The organism is Kitasatospora sp. GAS204B, assembly GCF_029892155.1.
GTDB lineage: Bacteria > Actinomycetota > Actinomycetes > Streptomycetales > Streptomycetaceae > Kitasatospora.
The window spans coordinates 29,667-47,404 of record NZ_JARZAG010000033.1; the positions used below are offsets into that span (position 1 = coordinate 29,667).

Annotated in this window: 17 protein-coding genes; 2 read left to right on the forward strand and 15 right to left on the reverse strand. The window is 72.2% G+C overall.

Annotated features, from left to right (window positions below):
* Positions 1-153 precede the first annotated feature (153 nt).
* The 9 genes from lepB (P3T41_RS32170) to proS form a co-directional block, all read right to left on the reverse strand.
* The gene (lepB, locus tag P3T41_RS32170) at positions 154-1,125 is read right to left on the reverse strand and encodes a signal peptidase I (protein ID WP_280694120.1); all 972 of its coding nucleotides are present in this window, start codon (positions 1,123-1,125) and stop codon (positions 154-156) included.
* Positions 1,109-2,002, reverse strand: a complete 894-nt coding sequence (gene lepB, locus P3T41_RS32175; protein ID WP_280694121.1) for a signal peptidase I — start codon at positions 2,000-2,002, stop codon at positions 1,109-1,111. Before lepB (P3T41_RS32175) ends, lepB (P3T41_RS32170) begins: the two co-directional genes overlap by 17 nt.
* A gap of 64 nt (positions 2,003-2,066) precedes the next feature.
* The gene (gene rplS, locus P3T41_RS32180; RefSeq protein ID WP_280694122.1) at positions 2,067-2,417 is read right to left on the reverse strand and encodes a 50S ribosomal protein L19; all 351 of its coding nucleotides are present in this window, start codon (positions 2,415-2,417) and stop codon (positions 2,067-2,069) included.
* 154 nt (positions 2,418-2,571) lie between these two features.
* Positions 2,572-3,390, reverse strand: coding sequence for a tRNA (guanosine(37)-N1)-methyltransferase TrmD (trmD, locus tag P3T41_RS32185; protein WP_280694163.1), 819 nt, complete (start codon positions 3,388-3,390; stop codon positions 2,572-2,574).
* A gap of 14 nt (positions 3,391-3,404) precedes the next feature.
* On the reverse strand, positions 3,405-3,953 hold the full coding sequence (gene rimM / locus P3T41_RS32190; protein WP_280694123.1) for a ribosome maturation factor RimM: 549 nt from the start codon (positions 3,951-3,953) through the stop codon (positions 3,405-3,407).
* A 105-nt stretch (positions 3,954-4,058) separates the two neighbouring features.
* Positions 4,059-4,298: an RNA-binding protein gene (locus P3T41_RS32195; RefSeq protein WP_280694124.1), complete on the reverse strand. Its 240-nt coding sequence runs from the start codon at positions 4,296-4,298 to the stop codon at positions 4,059-4,061.
* Between the two features lie 2 nt (positions 4,299-4,300).
* Entirely contained in the window at positions 4,301-4,732 is a 432-nt protein-coding gene (gene rpsP, locus P3T41_RS32200) for a 30S ribosomal protein S16 (protein WP_184935375.1), read from the reverse strand.
* A 195-nt stretch (positions 4,733-4,927) separates the two neighbouring features.
* Positions 4,928-5,515 carry a hypothetical protein gene (locus tag P3T41_RS32205; protein ID WP_280694125.1) on the reverse strand — a complete coding sequence of 196 codons (588 nt, stop codon included), beginning with the start codon at positions 5,513-5,515 and terminating at the stop codon, positions 4,928-4,930.
* 344 nt (positions 5,516-5,859) lie between these two features.
* On the reverse strand, positions 5,860-7,272 hold the full coding sequence (gene proS, locus P3T41_RS32210) for a proline--tRNA ligase (RefSeq protein ID WP_280694126.1): 1,413 nt from the start codon (positions 7,270-7,272) through the stop codon (positions 5,860-5,862).
* 230 nt (positions 7,273-7,502) lie between these two features.
* Between proS and P3T41_RS32215 the strand changes: the two genes are divergently transcribed.
* Positions 7,503-8,291: a methyltransferase domain-containing protein gene (locus P3T41_RS32215; RefSeq protein ID WP_280694127.1), complete on the forward strand. Its 789-nt coding sequence runs from the start codon at positions 7,503-7,505 to the stop codon at positions 8,289-8,291.
* A 79-nt stretch (positions 8,292-8,370) separates the two neighbouring features.
* On the opposite strand, the gene P3T41_RS32220 is transcribed toward P3T41_RS32215, so the two are convergent.
* The 6 genes from P3T41_RS32220 to P3T41_RS32245 form a co-directional block, all read right to left on the reverse strand.
* Complete coding sequence (locus P3T41_RS32220; protein WP_280694128.1) at positions 8,371-8,904, reverse strand: GNAT family protein; 534 nt, start codon at positions 8,902-8,904, stop codon at positions 8,371-8,373.
* A 98-nt stretch (positions 8,905-9,002) separates the two neighbouring features.
* Entirely contained in the window at positions 9,003-10,568 is a 1,566-nt protein-coding gene (gene ffh, locus P3T41_RS32225; RefSeq protein WP_280694129.1) for a signal recognition particle protein, read from the reverse strand.
* 88 nt (positions 10,569-10,656) lie between these two features.
* Positions 10,657-13,095, reverse strand: coding sequence for a [protein-PII] uridylyltransferase (locus P3T41_RS32230; RefSeq protein WP_348533713.1), 2,439 nt, complete (start codon positions 13,093-13,095; stop codon positions 10,657-10,659).
* Between the two features lie 70 nt (positions 13,096-13,165).
* On the reverse strand, positions 13,166-13,504 hold the full coding sequence (locus tag P3T41_RS32235) for a P-II family nitrogen regulator (protein WP_280694131.1): 339 nt from the start codon (positions 13,502-13,504) through the stop codon (positions 13,166-13,168).
* Positions 13,501-14,889 carry an ammonium transporter gene (locus tag P3T41_RS32240; protein ID WP_280694132.1) on the reverse strand — a complete coding sequence of 463 codons (1,389 nt, stop codon included), beginning with the start codon at positions 14,887-14,889 and terminating at the stop codon, positions 13,501-13,503. Before P3T41_RS32240 ends, P3T41_RS32235 begins: the two co-directional genes overlap by 4 nt.
* Before the next feature lie 261 nt (positions 14,890-15,150).
* A complete protein-coding gene (locus P3T41_RS32245; protein WP_280694133.1) occupies positions 15,151-16,608 on the reverse strand; it encodes a hypothetical protein in 1,458 nt (485 codons plus the stop codon).
* Between the two features lie 348 nt (positions 16,609-16,956).
* On the opposite strand from P3T41_RS32245, the gene P3T41_RS32250 reads away from it, so the two are divergent.
* Positions 16,957-17,685 (forward strand): bifunctional DNA primase/polymerase, encoded by a 729-nt coding sequence (locus tag P3T41_RS32250; protein ID WP_280694134.1) that lies wholly within the window; start codon positions 16,957-16,959, stop codon positions 17,683-17,685.
* Positions 17,686-17,738 lie beyond the last annotated feature (53 nt).

Sequence of the window (17,738 nt, forward strand, 5' to 3'; positions counted from 1 at the left end):
CGGGTCCGGCCGTCCGTCGTCGGACGGCCGGACACCAGCACAGCCTTCGGAACCGTCCCCACGGCCGCGCCGGGGAACGTCTGCACTTCTCTATCACCCCGAGTGGTCCACCCGGGTCTTCCCACACGGCGGCCCGATGGACCGGACGGACCGTCAGTCCGCGCCCGCCGACCGGCGAGCCGCCCGCCAGCGCCGCCGCGCAGCCGGTGAGCCACCGGTGAACGCCCCGAGCCGACGTCGCAGCACGGCAGGCGATACGCCCAACATCCCCATAACGAGTGAGGGTTCCAAGGGATCCGGGCCGGCACCCGGGGATTGTCCGGCCGTCGGTGCGCCCAGGGCCGCCGGGGTGCCGTAGGTCGGCTGGGAGAGCCAGTGCAGGCGGTTCAGCGGCCAGCCGATCAGGAAGGCGCGGCCGATCACGTTCGAGACCGGCACGGTGCCCTGCCACTGCCCGTCCATGTGGTAGCGCGAGTCGGCCGACAGGTCGCGGTGGTCCCCCATCACCCACAGGCGCCCCTTGGGCACCGTGACGTGGAACGGCATCCGCGAGGGCGGGTTGCCGGGTGCGAGGTAGGGCTCGTCGATCGGGCTGCCGTCGACCGTGATCCGGCCGCTGTTGTCGCAGCAGACCACGGTGTCGCCGCCGACCCCGATCACCCGCTTGATCAGGTCCTGCTCGTTGGACGAGGGCAGCAGCCCGACGAAGCTGAAGGCGTCCTTGACGCCCCGGGTGATCGGCCCGTCGCTGCCGGCGCCGGGACTGTTCTCCAGCCAGCCGCCCGGGTCCTTGAAGACCACCACGTCGCCGCGCTGCGGCGTGCTGCCGAACCAGGGGGTGAGCTTGTCGACCAGCACCCGGTCGCCGATCTGGATGGTCTGCTCCATCGAGCCGGAGGGGATCACGAAGACCTGCACGAAGAAGGTCTTGAGCGTCAGCGCGATCAGCAGCGCGACCACCGCGATCACCGGCACCTCGCGCAGCAGCGAGCGCCGGCCCTTGCGGGCGGCCCGCCGCGCGGTGCGGCGGCGCTGGGCGCGGCCGCGAGCGGCGGGCGACGGCGTCCCGGCCTCCTCGGCGGTCTCGGCCTGCGCCGGTTCCGCCGCCCTACCGCGTGCCCCCATGGCCACCGCCCCTCGCTGCCGCGGCGATCGCCGCGAAGCCGGCCGGGGTGTCCAGCGCGGACCAGTGCCCGACCGGGAAGACCACCCAGTCGGCCCGGCCGATCACCTTGGCGACCGGGACGAAGCCGCCCCCGGGGTCGCCGAGGTGGTCCCGGGAGTCGCTGGAGGCGCTGCGGTGGTCGCCCAGCACGAAGAGCTCGCCGGGCGGCACCTGGACGTCGAAGCCCACGTCGGAGGGCGTGTCACCAGGGTGGAGGTAGTCCGACTCGGCCAGCGGCACGCCGTTGACGGTCAGCGCCCGGTCGCCGGGCCGGTAGGTCACCCGGTCGCCGCCGACCCCGATCACCCGCTTGACGAAGATCGAGCCGTCCGAGCCCGCCAGGCCCAGCGCGGCGCCGAACTTGCGCAGCTCGGTGCCCAGGCCGATCGCGTTGTCGCCGCCCGGCACGAAGGAGTCGGTGCCGTCGAAGACCACCACGTCGCCGCGCTCGACGGTGCCGCCGAACTGGTAGGCGAGCTTGTCCACCACCAGCCGGTCGCCGGGGCGCAGCGTGTTCTCCATCGAACCGGAGGGGACCACGAAGGGCTGCGCGACGAAGATGTTGACCAGCAGCAGCACCAGCACGCAGACGGCACCGAGCTTGGCCAGGTAGCCCAGGCTCCAGCGAGGCGGCAGCTCCGCGGCGACATCAGCCTCGACGGCATCGGTCTCGACGGTATCGGTCTCGACGGCAGCATCTTCGACCGCGGCACCTTCGACCGTGGCCTCCTCGGTGCCGGCGGCCGGCGCCGAAACGGCCGCGGACCGCGACGGCGCCCCCGCACCCGCAGGTGCCGAGGTGCCGTCGCGGTCCGCGATCGGTTCATGCGTGCTCATCGGGCTGAGCTTAGCGGCCAACCCTGAGCGTGCCGCACCCCCCGGGCGAGCCCGGGGCGGCGACTCAGCGGTCGCGCTTCTCCTTGATCTTCGCGGCCTTGCCGCGCAGGTCACGGAGGTAGTACAGCTTGGCGCGACGGACGTCACCGCGGGTGAGGACCTCGATCTTCTCGACGACCGGGGTGTGCACCGGGAAGGTGCGCTCCACGCCGACGTTGAAGCTCACCTTGCGGACGGTGAAGGTCTCACCGATGCCCGCACCGTGGCGGCGGATCACGACGCCCTGGAAGATCTGGATACGAGAGCGGTTGCCCTCGATGACCCGGACGTGGACCTTCAGGGTGTCACCGGCGCGGAAGGCCGGGATGTCGGTGCGCAGCGAAGGCGCGTCGACGGCAGCGAGCTTGTTGCTCATGATGCTCTCCATCGCAGGCGCCACGGGCCGCCCACGGAAAAATCGTCACAATGGGGTGCGTTGCGGGTCGCTTCGGCCCTCGATGATCCCCCCGTGGCGAGGGCACCGGACCACCGGACCACCTGACGGAGTCCCGGCGACAGACAACAGCCGCCTATTCTTCCACAGCTTCGGCGGCCTGAAGAAATCGGCCCTGCCGCTCGTCCCAGCCGAGGCCGAGCACGCTGAGCGCCTCGCGCTCCTTCTTGTCGAAATCCTCGGGCCGCCAGCGCCCCACCAGGTCGGGCCGGTTGGCCAGGGTGCGGGCGAAGGCCTGCTCGCGCCGCCAGCGGGCGATCTTGCCGTGGTTGCCGCTGAGCAGGACCTCGGGCACCTCCCGGCCGCGCCACTGGGCGGGCTTGGTGTAGACCGGGCCCTCCAGCAGGTCGGCCATCGCGCCGGGGGCGAAGGAGTCGTCCCGGTGCGACTCGGCGTTGCCGAGCACGCCGGGCAGCAGTCGGGCGATCGCCTCGACCATCACCAGCACCGCGACCTCGCCGCCGGCCAGCACGTAGTCACCGATCGAGGCCTCGACCACCGGCATCCGGGTGGCGGCCTCCTCGATCACCCGGCGGTCGATGCCCTCGTACCGGGCCGGCGCGAACGCCAGCCACGGGCGCCCGGCCAGCTCCTGGGCGAGCTGCTGGGTGAACGGCACCCCGCTCGGGGTGGGCACCACCAGCGTCGGCACCTCCCCCTCGGGTCCGGCCGCGAGCACCGCGTCCAGCGCCTCGCCCCACGGCTCGGGCTTCATCACCATGCCGGGGCCGCCGCCGTACGGGGTGTCGTCCACCGTGCGGTGCACGTCGTGGGTCCAGGACCGCAGGTCGTGCAGGTGCACGTCGAGCTGGCCGCGGGCGCGGGCCTTGCCGACCAGCGAGACGTTCAGCGGCTCCAGGTACTCGGGGAAGATCGTGACGACGTCGAGCCGCATCCCCTGACCGTCGCTCATCGCTCGCTCTCCGGTCCGCCGTCGACCTCGGCCTCACCGTCGTCGATCAGCCCGCGCGGGGGGTCGATGACGCAGCGCTGGTTCTCCAGGTCGATGGTCGGCACGATCCTCTCGACGAACGGGACCAGCACCTCGGTGCCGTCGGCCTTGGTGACGGTCAGCAGGTCCTGGTAGGGCAGGTGGACCACCTCGGTCAGCTCGCCGACCGGGGTGCCGTCGAGCAGCACCACGTCCAGGCCGATCAGCTGGTGGTCGTAGTACTCGTCCTCTTCCTCCGGCCGCTCCTCCGGGTCGACCTCGGCGATCAGCATGGTGTTGCGCAGCGCCTCGGCGGCGGTGCGGTCCTTGACGCCCTCGAAGCGGATCAGCAGCCGGCCGCTGTGCACCTTGCCGGACTCGACGGTCAGCGGCCCGACGGCGGCGGGGTCGGTGAGCAGCACCGCGCCGGGCCCGAGCCGCAGCTCCGGCTCGTCGGTGCGAACCTCGACGAAGACGTCCCCCCTGATGCCGTGGGCACGGCCGATCCGGCCGACGACGAGCTGCACGGTGCACTCCTGAGTACTGGTACCGAGACGGTGTTGCCTGAGAAGAAACAGATCCGGCCGGGACGCATGACGCGTCCCGGCCGGATCAGAAGACGACGGTGGTCGTCAGTGGATGTTGTCCACGTCGACCAGGTCGACCCGGACGTTGCGACCGCCGAGCGCGCCCACCACAGTGCGCAGCGCACGTGCGGTGCGACCGCCACGGCCGATCACCTTGCCGAGGTCATCAGGGTGCACCCGCACCTCGATGCTGTTACCCCGGCGCAGGTTGCGCGAGCGCACCTGGACATCCTCGGGGTGCTCGACAATGCCCTTCACCAGGTGATCGAGGGCGTCCTCGATCACGCTCAGGCCTCGGTGGAAGCGGCGTCGGCGTCAGCCTCGGCCTTGTCCGACTTCTTGGCCTTCGGGGTGATGGCGACACCGGTGGTGGCGTCCTCGAAGCCGGCGACGGCCTTCGCGAACAGGTGCGAGAAGTCCTCGACCTTGGGCTCGGCGACGAGCAGCGGGGCCGGGGCGGGCAGGCCCTTGAACTTCTGCCAGTCACCGGTCAGCTTGAGGATGGCGAGCACCGGCTCGGTCGGCTGGGCGCCGACGGACAGCCAGTACTGGGCGCGGTCGGTGTCGACCTCGATCTTCGAGGGGTTGTAGGTCGGCTGGTAGATGCCGATCTCCTCGATCGCACGACCGTCACGCTTGGTGCGCGAGTCGGCGACGACGATGCGGTAGTGCGGGGAGCGAATCTTGCCGAGACGCTTGAGCTTGATCTTGACTGCCACGGGAGTGGATTCTCCTGGAGTTGACGTGGGTGAGCGACCGCACCACCGCGTGGGGTTGCGGGGGTCGGCCGTTCGAATGACACGCCAGCCGTAGGCGAGAGGGTTCCTGTTGGCTGCCGGGTATCAGCTATCGATTGTGCCACACCGGGCGCGGCTCCCCCGACCGGGGCGGATCCGGTCAGGGGAGCGGCGCACTCAGGTGATCTTGAACGGCTGCTGGCAGGCGCCGCAGACGATCGAGGCCTGGGCCAGCACCGACGGCACCACCCGGACGTTGCGACCGCAGCCGCAGACGGCCTTGACCCGGACGCCGCCGCCCGAGGAGCCGTGCCGGGCCGCCGGACCACGGAACGCGCGCAGCACTCCGCCGTCGGGAGTCCCGGCCACCGCCTGCTGGTGGGCGCCGAGGGCGCCCTCCAGCCGCTCGATGGTCGCGGCGTACCGCTCCTGGGTCTCGGCGAGCATGGTCACCTGCGAGAAGCCGCTACTGGCGTGCGGCTCCACCGGGTGCGCCAACCCCAACTCCGAGGCGAGCAGCAGGAATCGACGGTTGTGGTAGCGCCCGGCCCGGGAGGTGTCCCGGATGTCGCGGGCGGCGGCCAGACCGTGGGCGGCCTCGTGCAGCAGCCGCTCGAAGCCGAGCTGGGTGCCGCAGGCCGAGGACGACTCGCCGATCAGCGCCTCGGGCGAGGCGAGATCGGGCAGGTCGCGATGGTAGGCCTGGATGTCGCTCCAGGCGGCGGCCAGTTCGGCCGCGAGGACGAGGGGCTGTGTCGTGCTCACGCTATGCCAACGAGGGAGTGGGTTCCGACGTTCCATTCTTGAGCGCTCACCGGGAATTCCCGGAGAACTCTCAGCTGGGCGAGACAATGCCCGTGTTGAGCGTTCGAATTCTGACGCAAGACCAACCCCCTCGGTGTCCGCACCCGCCGTTCGTCGCCGGGTCGCCCGATTCCCGGGCACGGCGGAGCGCCGCGCCGCGTTGTTTCGGCCCGGGCCCTGACGAGATTTTGACAGGGCCACGGGCCGTTCACCGTACCGCTAGTTCGCCCGCACTGGGAGTTGACCGGCCAGTAGACGAGGCGTCGTCACCTACTGGTTACTCAATCAGTGAGGGGATAACCCATTCAGTACGCCCGCGCGACGATCGCGACATTGCCTTCCTGATCGTCGGCGGCCGGCACCGAGCCGTCCGCGGCGACGATGCAGCGCACCGAAACGCCCTGCTCGGCAAGCTTCGCCTCGCCCTGCGGGCCGAGCTCGGCCCAGGAGATCCGACCCCAGCCGGTGGCCGCGGCCTCGACGCACTCGTCGAGGGTCTTCACGTCCACCGTGCGGGACTCGCGGCGCTCGCGGGACTGGCGCAGCAGCAGCGCCTGGTCCTCCTCCAGGATGCCGGGCAGCAGCGCGGCCAGGCCGTCGATCGCCACCGGCTCCTTGCCGCCGGGGATGCGACGGGCCAGCATCGCGGTGCCGGCCTCCAGGTCGCGCGGGCCGACCTCGATCCGCAGCGGGACGCCCTTGAGCTCCCAGTCCACCGCGCGGCGGCCGAACGGGGTGTCGGTGCGGTCGTCCACCACGGTGCGGATGCCGGCCGCCTCCAGGGCGGCACCGATCTCGCGGACCTTGGCGATCACCGCGTCGTCGCCCTTGATCGCCAGCACCACGGCCTGGGTGGCGGCCAGTCGCGGCGGCACCCGCAGGCCGTTGTCGTCGCCGTGCGACATGATCAGGCCGCCGACCATCCGGGTCGAGACGCCCCAGGAGGTCTGCCAGACGTACTCGCGCTCGGCGCCCTGCAGCTGGTAGGTGGTGTTGAAGGCCTTGGCGAAGTTCTGGCCCAGCTCGTGGCTGGTGCCCATCTGCAGCGCCTTGCCGTCGCCCATCATGCCCTCGAGGGTGAGGGTGTTGATGGCGCCGGCGAACCGCTCCTTGGCGGTCTTGCGGCCGAGCACCACGTCGATGCCGAGCACGTTGGTCATGAAGTCGCCGTAGACGTCCGTGTGGATCATCGAGGCGTAGGCGCGGGCGTCCTCGTAGGTCGCGTGCGCGGTGTGGCCCTCCTGCCAGAGGAACTCGGTGGTGCGCAGGAAGACGCGCGGGCGCAGCTCCCAACGGACCACGTTGGCCCACTGGTTGATCAGCAGCGGCAGGTCGCGGTGACTCTGCACCCACTTGGAGAAGTACTCGTTGATGATCGTCTCGGAGGTCGGCCGGACCACGACCGGCTCCTCGAGCTCCTTGCCGCCGCCGTGGGTGACCACCGCGAGCTCGGGGGCGAAGCCCTCGACGTGCTCGGCCTCCTTGGTGAGGTAGGACTGCGGGATGAACATCGGGAAGTAGGCGTTCTGCGCGCCCGCCTTCTTGATCCGCGCGTCCATCTCCTGCTGCATCCGCTCCCACAGCCCGTAGCCGTACGGTCGGATGACCATGGTGCCGCGCACCGGACCGTTGTCGGCCAGCTCGGCCTTGTTGATCAGATCCTGGTACCAGCGCGGGAAGTCGTCCGCCTGGGGGGTGAGAACGGGAGCCTTTGCCATGGGGCGAATCGTACGGTGCCCGGCGGGCCGAGTGTGAATCGCTGCCGGTCGACGGAACGGCACGGCCGGCAGCCGGGGGGCGCACGCCCAGCGGGCTCGCGTGCACCGGCGTGCTCCTCTGGACGCCGCGCCCGCGCCGCGCTTCGCTTGAGTCGGGGTCGACAGTGGGGGGAGCAGTAGTGGGGGAGCATTCGCAGCACGTCCGACCGGACCTGATGGGAGGCCACCAGATGGCTTCAGCGCACGGCACGGCCATGGCAGCACGGCTCCAGGCGATCCAGCCCACGCCCGCGGCACGGGCCCGCGACTGGGCCGAGATCCAGGAGCGCACGCTGGTCCCGCTGTACGACGCGGTGCACCAGCGGCTGACCGTCGGCCAGGGCGTCAGCCTGCTGGACCTGGGCTGCCGTTCGGGGCTCGCACTGCTGCTGGCGGCCGGGCGGGGGGCGCGGGTGGCCGGTCTGGAGCCCGATCCGGAACTGCGCGAGCTGGCCAGGGCGCGCCGGCTGTGGGTGACGGCGGGGGCGCCCGCCACCCGGACGGCGCACGACGCGGTCACCGTCTTCGAACCGCTACGGCTGGCCGAGCAGCCGCTGCGGGCGGCCCAGGAGGCGGCCCGCCTGGTGCCGCTCGGCGGCCTGGTGGCGCTGGCCGCCCTCGGGCCCGAGCAGGACTGCCAGAGCGCCGCGGTGCTGGAGGTGGCTCGGCGGCGCGGCGGCCCGCGAAAGGTCGCCGACCCGTTCGGGCTCAGCGGGCCGGGTGAGTTGCCGGCTCTGCTGGCCGGCGCCGGTCTGCGGCTGGTCGCGAGCTCCACGGTGACCTGCCCGTTCGGCTACCCCGACCCGGACAGCGCGGTGCGCGGGCTGCTCGCCACCGGCTGGTTCGACGCGGCGATCGCATATGCGGGCGCCGCTCCGGTGGCCAAGGAGGTCGCCGAGGCGCTGCACCCGTTCACCCGGGCGGATGACACGGTCTGGCTGGCCAACACCTTCCGGTACGTGATCGGCCGGCGGACCTGACGCAGTGGCCGCGGACCTGACGTGGTCTCAGTCCGGAGTCCGCGCAATCCCGTCCATCAGCAACGCCGCCGGACAGGCCCTAGGCCGGCGACCCCGCCGGACGCCACTCCTCCGCGGTCAGCGCGAACCGCTCGTGGTCGCGCCAGGCCCCGGCCAGGAAGAGCATCCGCGGGGTGAACCCCTCGTGCCGGAAGCCGAGTCGAGTCGCCAGCGCGATCGACCGCTTGTTCTCCGGCTGCACGTTGATCTCCAGCCGGTGCAGCCCGAGCCCGCCGGCGGTCTGGTCCGCGAAGCAGGCGTCCAGCACCAGCCGCATGCCCTCGGTCATCCGCCCGGTGCCCGCGTAGGGAAGGTAACTGTCGTAGCCGAGCGCGGCGTTGCAGTAGCGGCCCATCACGATGTTGGACACGTTGCACTTGCCGACCAGGCCGCCGTCGGCCGTGTCGACGATCAGAAAGGTGCGCAGTCCAGGACCCTGACGCTGCAACAGGTCCGGCAGCCCATCCGGCTCCACCGGGTTCCAGCGCCCGATGTGCTCGGCGGAGCGCCGCACCGCCGCGGCGTACAGCACGGCATCGGAGGGCCTGGGGGCGCGAATGGTCACACGGCTCATCCCAACATCATCGGGCATGCGAAGGGCCGGTCGTCACGACCGGCCCTTCGACTCGTCAGCTCGAGTCGTCCTGCTCGACTCCCGAGCTCAGGTCCCGCTCAGAGCAGGTCCTTGAACTCCTTGGGCAGCTCGAAGTCGCTCGGCCCCTTGCCCGCGCCGAGCCCGAACGCACCGCCCTGGGCCGGCTCCTGCGCCGCGCCCGGGCCCAGCGCCCGGCGCTCGGCGGCGGCCGCCTCCTCCTGGGCCCGCTTGAGCGGGTTGCCGCTCTTGCGCTTGCCCTTGGCGGCCGGCGCCTTCTTGCCCGACTTCTTGCCGCCGCCACCCATGCCCGGGATCCCCGGCATGCCCGGGATGCCCTTGCCGGAGGCCATCGCGGTCATCATCTTGCGCGCCTCGAAGAAACGCTCGACCAGGTTGCCGACCTCACCCACGCCGACGCCCGAACCCTTGGCGATGCGCAGCCGGCGCGAGCCGTTGATCATCTTCGGGTCGGTCCGCTCGGCCGGGGTCATCGACTTGATGATCGCGCCGACCCGGTTGACGTCCTTGTCGTCGATGTTGTTGATCTGGTCGCGGATCTGGCCCATGCCCGGCAGCATGCCGAGCAGCTTGGAGATCGAGCCCATCTTCTGGACCTGCTCCAGCTGGGACAGGAAGTCGTCGAGCGTGAAGTCCTTGCCGCCGCCCTGCAGCTTGGCGGCCATCTTCTCGGCCTCGGCCTGCGAGAAGGTCTGCTCGGCCTTCTCGATCAGCGAGAGCATGTCGCCCATCCCGAGGATGCGCGAGGCCATCCGGTCCGGGTGGAAGGCGTCGAAGTCGTCGACCTTCTCGCCGTTGGAGGCGAACATGATCTGCCGGCCGGTGACGTGGGCCACCGAGAGGGCCGCGCCACCGCGGGCGTCGCCGTCCAGCTTGGAGAGCACCACACCGGTGAAGTCGACGCCCTCGAGGAAGGCCTGCGCGGTGGTGACCGCGTCCTGGCCGATCATCGCGTCGACGACGAACAGGACCTCGTCCGGGTTGACCGCGGCCCGGATGTCGGCGGCCTGCCGCATCAGCTCGGCGTCGATGCCCAGGCGCCCCGCGGTGTCGACGATGACGACGTCGTACTGCTTCTGCTTGGCGTACTCGATCGCGTCGGCGGCCACCTTGACCGGGTCACCGACGCCGTTGCCCGGCTCGGGGCCGTAGAAGGCGACGCCGGCCCGGTCGGCCACCACGTTCAGCTGGGTGACCGCGTTCGGGCGCTGCAGGTCGCAGGCGACCAGCAGGGGGGTGTGCTTCTGCTGCTTCAGCCAGAAGCCGAGCTTCCCGGCCAGCGTGGTCTTACCGGCACCCTGCAGACCGGCCAGCATGATCACGGTGGGGCCGGTCTTGGCGTACCGCAGTCGGCGGGTCTCGCCACCGAGGATGTTGACGAGCTCCTCGTTGACGATCTTGATGATCTGCTGCGCCGGGTTCAGCGCGCCGGAGACCTCGGAGCCGAGCGCGCGCTCCTTGACCTGCTTGATGAAGGCCCGCACCACCGGCAGCGCGACATCCGCCTCCAGCAGGGCGATCCGGATCTCCCGGGCGGTGGCGTCGATGTCCGCCTCACTGAGGCGGCCCTTGCCCCGGAGGTTCTTGAACGTCGCTGCGAGGCGGTCGGAAAGAGTGTCGAACACGTCGGTCGCGGGTCCCTTGCGGCATCGGTATGAGTACGGTCGTCGCCCACCAGGGTATCCGGCCGCCCCGGGCTTGGGTCCCACCCGGTCAGCACAAGGCCTGCCGCACCTCCTCGGCCACCTTGCGGGCCACCGCCTCGGCGAGCGGTTCGCCCGCGGTGTCGGTGAGGTAGAACGCGTCCACCGCGTCCGCCCCCAGCGTGCTGACGTGCGCGGTGCGCACCCGCACCCGCGCCGCGTCCAGTGCCCGGCCGATCCGGTGCAGCAGGCCCGGGGCGTCGTGCGCGCGCACCTCCAGGACGGTCGCGGTGGCCGAGACGCCGCCGGGGGCCACCGTGACCACCGGCGGCGGGGTGCTGATCCCCGGGCGACGGGGCACCGCCGCGTCGCGCTCGGCCAGCCGGCGGCCGGGGTCCAGCGAGCCGTCCAGGGCCCGGCGCAGGTCGGCGCGGAGCCGGGTCGCCTCGGGCAGCTCGCCGAACTCGGCGGCCACCCGCCAGGCGAACAGCAGCACCGGTCCCGCACCGATCGGGTCCAGCTCGCGCAGGGTGAGCGAGCGGACGGTGAGCCGGTTCAGCGCGAGCACCCCGGCGACCGTGCCGAGCAGGCCGGGACGGTCCGGGATGGCCAGCGCCAGTTCCACGCCCATCGGCTCGCCCAGCGGCTCCCGGGGCGGCTCACCGGCCGCGCCCACGGCCGGCTCGACCAGCACGGCACGCAGCGTCAGGGACGGCTCGCCGGTCCGGGCCGCCTCCACCGCGAGCCGCTCCTCCTCGGCGGAGGCCGCGGCGAGCGGTTCGGCGACCGGACTCCCGGCCAGCACCACGGCCACCCGCTCCACCAGCCCGGTCACCAGCGAGGCCCGCCAGCTGCTCCAGGCGGCCGGCCCGGTCGCGGTGGCGTCCGCCTCGGTCAGCGCGTGCAGCAGTTCCAGGTGCTGGGCGGTGCCGACCACCTTGGCGAGCATCTCGACGGTGGCCGGATCGTTCGGATCGCGCCGGGTCGCGGTGTCGATCAGCGTCAGGTGGTGGCGCACCAGCAGCGCCAGGGTCTCGGTGTCGTCCTGGTCGAAGCCCATCCGGGCGGCCACGTCGCGCACGATCACCTCACCGGCCTGCGAGTGGTCGCCCGGCCAGCCCTTGCCCAGGTCGTGCAGCAGCGCGGCGACCAGCAGCAGGTCGGGGCGGGAGACCCGGCGGGTCATCGCGGCGGCCTTCACCGCGGTCTCCACCAAGTGCCGGTCCACCGTCCAGGTGTGCACCGCGTTGCGCTGAGGACGGCAGCGCACCCGCTCCCAGTCCGGCAGCAGCCGGGTGATCAGGCCCTCGGCCTCCAGCGCCTCCCAGACCGGCAGGCAGGCCTCCCCCGCGCCCAGCAGGGTGATCAGCTGCTCGCGCGCCTCGTCGGGCCAGGGCACCGGCAGCGGCTTGGTCTCGGTGGCCAGTCGGCGCACCGTGGCGTACCCGACCACCAGCCCGGCCTGCGCGGCGGCGGCCGCCGCGCGCAGCGCCAGCACGGGGTCGGCCGCCGGACGCGCGCCCTGCGCGAGCACCGCCTCGCCGTCCTGCTCGACCACGCCCTCGGCCAGCGGCCGGCGGGCCACCAGGCCGCGGGCCACCGCGTCCGCGCCGCCCGACCGGCCCGCGCCGCCCAGGCCGAAGCGGAACGGACGCCGGCCGCGGGAGCCGCGCGCCGCCAGCAGCCGGTCGACGGCCCGCCAGGTCACGTCGCTCGCGTAGGAGACGGTCCGGGCCGCCTGGTAGACCTGGCGCAGCAGGGTGTCCGCGTCCAGCACGCCGAGGGCGCCGGCCACCCGGTCCTGTTCCTGCAACGCGAGCCGCTCGGTGGCCCGTCCGGTGGCCAGGTGCAGCGCGTCGCGCACGTCGCTGAGCCGGCGCTGGGCGGCGTCCAGGCCCTCCCGGGGCGCGTCGGCCAGCCAGGAGGCGGCGATCGCGTCGAGCGCGACCACGTCGCGCAGGCCGCCGGCCGCCTCCTTCAGGTCGGGCTCCAGCAGGAAGGCCAACTGGCCGTGCCGCTCGGCCCGTTCACGACAGAGCGCGCGCAGCTCGGGCAGCCGCTCGGCGGCCTTGGCCCGCCAGTCGCCCAGCACCGCCGAGCGCAGCGCGCCGGTCAGCTCGGCGTCACCGGCGATGTGCCGGGCGTCCAGCAGGCCCAGCTGCGCCTTCAGGTCGGCGGCGGCCACCGCGCGCGCCTCGGCGGGCTTGCGCACCGCGTGGTCCAGGCCCACCCCGCTGTCCCAGACCGGGTACCAGAGCCGCTCGGCCAGCTCACCGACCGGGCCGCCGTCGTGCAGCAGCAGCAGGTCCAGGTCACTGCGCGGGGAGAGTTCGCCGCGCCCGTAGCCGCCGACGGCGACCAGCGCGACGCCGCCCCGGTCACCGCCCGCCGCGGCGAGCAGCGCGGCGAGCCAACGGTCCGTCAACTCGGCCAGCGCGCTGCGGCGTTCGCGTCCGACCAGGTCGGGGTTGGTGAACAGGTCGGTGCGGGCCGACTGGTAGTCAATCATCACGGCGACTCCGTGGAACGGGCGAGCGGACCCGCGACGGGCTGGTCGCGGGTCCGCTGCTGCGTGAGGGTCAGAGCGCGTCGGGCCCGCGCTCGCCGGTCCGTACCCGGACCACGGTGTCCACCGGGACACTCCAGACCTTGCCGTCGCCGATCCGCCCGGTGCGGGCGGACTTGACCAGGACCTCGATCACTTCCTCGGCGTCGGCGTCCTCGACCAGCACCTCTATCCGGACCTTCGGCACCAGGTCGACGGTGTACTCCGCGCCCCGGTAGACCTCGGTGTGACCGCGCTGGCGGCCGTAGCCGCTGGCCTCGGTGACGGTCAGGCCCTGGACTCCGAAGGCCTGCAGCGCGTCCTTGACCGACTCCAGCTGGTGGGGCTTCACGACTGCGGTGATCAGCTTCATCGGGCGTCGACCTCGGTCTTCTCGGAGCTCTTGTCAGTGACTTTCCCGGGGGCTGTCCCAGCGGATCCCCCAGTGGCTGCCCCAGGTGCTGTCCCGGCGGCCGCAGGAGTGCTCAGCGCCCGGGCGAGGCTGGCCCCCACCGCGCTGAAGTCGTAGGCGGTCTCGGCGTGTTCGGCCTGGTCGATGCCGGCCAGCTCGACCTCCTCGGCGACCCGGAAGCCGATCGTCTTCTGGATCGCCTGGCCGAGCAACCAGGAGAGCACGAAGGAGTAGACCGCGACCACGGCCACGCCGATCGCCTGCTTGCCGAGCTGACTGAAACCGCCGCCGTAGAAGAGACCCTTGGCCGTCTGGCCCACGTGGCCGGTGGCGAAGAGGCCGATCAGCACCGAGCCGATCGCCCCGCCGACCGCGTGCACGCCCACCACGTCGAGCGAGTCGTCGAAGCCGAGCCGGTACTTGAGGCTGATCGCCGCCGCGCAGACGGCGCCGGCGATCAAGCCGATGGCGATCGCGCCGAGCATCGAGACCGAGCCACAGGCCGGGGTGATGGCGACCAGGCCGGCCACCGCACCGGAGGCGGCGCCGAGCGAGGTGAAGGCGCCGTGCCTGAGCTTCTCGTAGGCCAGCCAGCCGAGCATCGCGGCGGCGGTGGCGACCTGGGTGTTCATGAAGGCCATGCCGGCCACGCCGTTGGCGGCCAGCGCCGAGCCGGCGTTGAAGCCGAACCAGCCGAACCAGAGCAGCCCGGAGCCGAGCATCACCAGCGGCAGGCTGTGCGGGCGCATCGGGTCCTTCTTGAAGCCGACCCGCTTGCCCAGCACCAGGCAGAGCGCGAGACCCGCGACACCGGCGTTGATGTGCACGGCGGTCCCGCCGGCGAAGTCGATCACGCCCAGGTGGTCGACCAGCCAGCCGCCGTGGCCGTTGTCGCTGAAGAAGACCCAGTGCGCGACCGGGAAGTAGACCACGGTCACCCAGAGCGCCACGAACAGCGACCAGGCGGTGAACTTGGCCCGGTCCGCGATCGCGCCGCTGATCAGCGCCGGGGTGATCACCGCGAACATCAACTGGAAGGCGGCGAAGGCGGTGACCGGGATCGAGCCGTTCAGGTCGTTCAGACCGATCCCGCGCATCCCGAGGTGGTCGAGGTTTCCGATCAGGCCGGCGCCGGCGTCCTTGCCGAAGCTCAGGGTGTAGCCGTAGAGCACCCAGAGCACGCTGACGATCGCCAGCGCGATGAAGCTCATGACCAGCATGTTGAGCGTGCTCTTGACCCTGACCATGCCTCCGTAGAAGAAGGCCAGGCCCGGGGTCATCAACATGACCAGGGCCGCACTGATGAGCACGAAGGCGGTATCGCCCGCGCTGAAGCCGTCCGGCATCGGCGTCTCCTCCAGATGTCCGCCGCGCCACCCTCGGGATCCCTGTCCCGTGCCACCCGGGGTGTCGGCGATGAAGAGGAGAGTGCCGAAAGCGGGTTTCGGCCAGTGCGGCTCGGTGTTTCGCCGTCGTGACGCCGCCGACGCACCGGTTACGGGTACGTGAACTACGGCCGTGCCATGACAGGCCGTGAGGTACCGTACCGCCGCACAACACCCGGGGTGCGCAGGCGATCACCCCGGGTCCACCGAAAGGGTGAACGTTCAGACCGCCTCGTACTCCGGGATCTGATCCACCACCAGCTCGGCCAGCCGGTTGACGGCCCCGACCGAGCGGTAGTCCCGGCTGGCCGCCGCCGAGGTCTTGCGGACCCGGGTGTTGAGCCGCTCCGAGCGCACCTTCCCGGCGATGTCCACCGCCTCCTCGGCCACCGCAGCGGCCTGCTCCGGCTCGCCGCGCAGCAGGTGCACGCTGGCCATGCCGACCAGGTTGAAGGCGTAGGACCGGGTGTGGTTCTCCTTGTCCGCGCGGAACAGGTCCACTGCGGTGGCCATCACCGGCTCGGCCATCGAGGCGTACCGCGGGCTGCGCGAGGAGTGGTAGGCGAGGTCCCGGAAGGAGTGCGCGTTCTCCGCGTAGAGCTCCGCCTTGGAGAAGAACCGCAGCCAGTTGGGGTCCTGCTCGATCGGCCCGGCATCGGTGAAGGTGTCCTCGGCCAGCCGGACCGCGCGGGCGCAGCGGTTGACCTCGCCGATGTTGGAGTACGCCCGCGCCTCCATCGCGTAGAGCAGCGCCTGCTGGCGCGGCGGGGCGGTGTCCCGGCTGCCGTACTGGGCCAGGTGGATCAGCTCCAGCGCGTCCTCGCCGCGGTTCAGGTGGATCATCTGGCGGCTCATGTCGGTGAGGATCAGCGCGCCGAACGGACGGTCACCGGCCTCCTTGGCCGCGTGCAGCGCCAGCACGTAGTACTTCTGCGCGCTCGGGTGCATGCCCACGTCGTAGGACATCCAGCCGGCCAGGTGGGCGAGTTCGGCGGTCAGCCGGAAGAGCCGCTGGGTCACCTGCGGCGGGTAGGTCTCCTGCAGCAGGTCGGTGACCTCGTGCAACTGGCCGACCACCGCCTTGCGGCGCAGGCCGCCGCCGTTCTGCGCGTCCCACTGGCGGAACATCACGGTGGTCTGCTCGAGCAACTGGAGCTCCGGCTCGGAAAGCCGCCCGGTGTAGGGCTCGCCGCCGTTGGCCGCCGCCAGGATCGGGGTGGGCGAGCCGCCCGGACCCGGGGTGAGCCAGCGCTGCATCGGCTCGATCAGTGCGGCGCCGGCCGTCAGCGCCAGCGAAGTGCCCAGGAAGCCACGGCGGTTGAGCATCAGGTCGCTGCGCGAGTACTCGCTGATCAGCTGCACCGTCTGCGGCCCGCTCCACGGCAGGTCGACCCCGCCGCCGGCCACCGTGGAGACCGGGACGGCGGCGCGCAGGCCCAGGTCCTCGACCGCGACCACCGAGCCGAACCGCTCCGAGAAGAGGTCCGCCATGATCTTCGGGATCGGCTCGCGCGGTTGCTCGCCGTCCAGCCAGCGCCGCACCCGGGAGGTGTCGGTGCTGACGTGGTGCGCACCCAGCGTGCGGGCCTGGCGGTTGACCTGTCGGGCGAACTCGCCCTTGGACCAGCCGCTGCGGGCGAACCACGCCGTCAGTTTCTCGTTGGGCTGCTTCTCTGCCATTGAGGGTCCACCCCTGTCCGCGCGACCCCGCTCGGAGGTCTGCTCGTCTTCCCGCCCGCGCACCCAATGCCCTGGTCCGCGTGCTGAACGTAACCTGCCATGAGCCGTCCGGGGGATGGCTCGCCGGGAATCGCCACCATTCGCCACCCCCCGCAGTGGATCCGCGAGCCCGCCACCGGCGCTTCACTGGTAGCCGGACCCGCCCCGGCCCCGCCTGGCCGACGAAAACATTCAACGGCGCGCTCTGCCCGCCGCGCGCCGCCAAGCGAGAACGTACGCCGGACGCGAGAATTTGACGGTGCGTCACAATCCCGTAACCGCCGGCAACCGAATTCTGTTGGGGGAGGCATGGACAACCTGTTCGGCGATCTGAGGTTCGGCTCGCGCCGCCGTACCCGCGCCACTGCGTGCCGGGCCGCGGCCGAGTACGCCGGGCGCTGGGGCTGGACGGTCGCCCTCGGCGGCTCGCCGGCTCGCGCCGGGTCCGCCGCCCGGCTGCGGCCCGACGGCGGCTGCGCCTGCGGCCGCCCGCGCTGCGCCGCGCCAGGACTGCATCCACCGCTCGGCGCCCCGGGTCCCGAACTGCCCGCCGGCGCCGCCGCGCCCGAAGCCCGCGCGCTGTGGGACGGCGATCCGCAGGCCAGCGTGCTGCTACCGACCGGCCGCGGCTTCGACGTGCTGGACGTGCCCGAGCCGGCCGGGCTGCGCGCCCTGGTCCGGCTGGAGCGGATGGGCACCCAGGTCGGCCCGGTGCTCGCGGCGCCGACCGGCCGGCTGCTCTTCTTCGTGGCCCGCGGCACCGCCGAGAAACTGCCCGACCTGCTCTACCGGATGGGCTGGGACGACGCGGCGCTCGACCTCGGCTGCCACGGCGAGGGCGCCTACCTGGCCGCGCCGCCCACCGTGCTGCCGGGCCTGGGGCCGGTGCGCTGGCTGCGGCACCCCTGCCGGGAGAGCGCGGCCCGCCCGCCGGAGGCCCGGCTGCTGCTCGGCACCCTCGCCTACGCCTGCCACCGCGGCCGGGAGCGGGCGGTGGCGGCCCAACCGATGATGCAGTCGGCCTGGCTGGCCTCCTGAGACCGGCGCCACGAGCAGCCCGGCGCCCTCAGGCCCCGGCGCCTGAAAGCCCG

Coding starts and splice junctions, on each gene's coding strand:
- P3T41_RS32235 (WP_280694131.1), bottom strand. CDS start 13,504: ATGAAGCTGATCACCGCAGTCGTGAAGCCCCACCAGCTGGAGTCGGTC.
- P3T41_RS32230 (WP_348533713.1), bottom strand. CDS start 13,095: ATGATTGACTACCAGTCGGCCCGCACCGACCTGTTCACCAACCCCGAC.
- P3T41_RS32250 (WP_280694134.1), top strand. CDS start 16,957: ATGGACAACCTGTTCGGCGATCTGAGGTTCGGCTCGCGCCGCCGTACC.
- P3T41_RS32215 (WP_280694127.1), top strand. CDS start 7,503: ATGGCTTCAGCGCACGGCACGGCCATGGCAGCACGGCTCCAGGCGATC.
- P3T41_RS32240 (WP_280694132.1), bottom strand. CDS start 14,889: ATGCCGGACGGCTTCAGCGCGGGCGATACCGCCTTCGTGCTCATCAGT.
- lepB (WP_280694121.1), bottom strand. CDS start 2,002: ATGAGCACGCATGAACCGATCGCGGACCGCGACGGCACCTCGGCACCT.
- trmD (WP_280694163.1), bottom strand. CDS start 3,390: ATGCGGCTCGACGTCGTCACGATCTTCCCCGAGTACCTGGAGCCGCTG.
- P3T41_RS32245 (WP_280694133.1), bottom strand. CDS start 16,608: ATGGCAGAGAAGCAGCCCAACGAGAAACTGACGGCGTGGTTCGCCCGC.
- proS (WP_280694126.1), bottom strand. CDS start 7,272: ATGGCAAAGGCTCCCGTTCTCACCCCCCAGGCGGACGACTTCCCGCGC.
- P3T41_RS32220 (WP_280694128.1), bottom strand. CDS start 8,904: ATGAGCCGTGTGACCATTCGCGCCCCCAGGCCCTCCGATGCCGTGCTG.
- rplS (WP_280694122.1), bottom strand. CDS start 2,417: ATGAGCAACAAGCTCGCTGCCGTCGACGCGCCTTCGCTGCGCACCGAC.
- lepB (WP_280694120.1), bottom strand. CDS start 1,125: ATGGGGGCACGCGGTAGGGCGGCGGAACCGGCGCAGGCCGAGACCGCC.